This window comes from Corynebacterium sp. ACRQP (genome assembly GCF_022345915.1).
GTDB classification, from domain to species: Bacteria; Actinomycetota; Actinomycetes; order Mycobacteriales; family Mycobacteriaceae; genus Corynebacterium; species Corynebacterium lehmanniae.
In genome coordinates, this window is record NZ_JAKRMZ010000056.1 from 1 (window position 1) to 712 (window position 712).

Below are 712 nucleotides of genomic sequence, written 5' to 3' on the forward strand. Positions count from 1 at the left end.
TGAAGTCGGAGTCGCTAGTAATCGCAGATCAGCAACGCTGCGGTGAATACGTTCCCGGGCCTTGTACACACCGCCCGTCACGTCATGAAAGTTGGTAACACCCGAAGCCAGTGGCCTGTCATGGGAGCTGTCGAAGGTGGGATCGGCGATTGGGACGAAGTCGTAACAAGGTAGCCGTACCGGAAGGTGCGGCTGGATCACCTCCTTTCTAAGGAGCTTTTATTTGTGTGCCCGCAGTTGTGGGTCATTGGTTGTGTGGTTGAGTCGCCGAGTGTGCGACTGCCACGAAAGTATTTTGCCGGGTGGAGACACACCTGAGGGTCATGGTTGCATCGTCTGGATGGTGGTGCGGCTGGCCTGATAAGGGTTGTGCTCACATGGTGCCTGGTGGGTGGTCACACCGGTTTGCGTGACAAAAGATTTGATATGCGTTGGTGCACTGTTGGGTGTCTGGGGCAGCACAAGGTTGTTCCTGTTGGGCTCTCATGTCGGCTGGCCACGTTGGTTGTGGTTGGTTGTGTGTGGGGGTTGTGTTGTGTGAGAACTGTATAGTGGACGCGAGTATCTTTCTTTTTTGTGTTTTGGTGTTTATACCTTGATTGTTTGTGTGTCCGTGTGTTTTGTTACGGGCGTATGGTGGATGCCTTGGCATGCTGAGCCGATGAAGGACGTGTGAGGCTGCGTTATGCCTCGGGGAGTTGCCAACAAAGCG

At 54.1% G+C, this 712-nt stretch carries 2 rRNA genes; both read left to right on the forward strand.

The features are described from left to right. A 16S ribosomal RNA gene (locus MHY23_RS11845) occupies positions 1-208 on the forward strand; the annotation flags it as partial. Positions 209-613: 405 nt separating this feature from the next. After that, positions 614-712: ribosomal RNA gene (locus tag MHY23_RS11850) — 23S ribosomal RNA — on the forward strand; the annotation flags it as partial.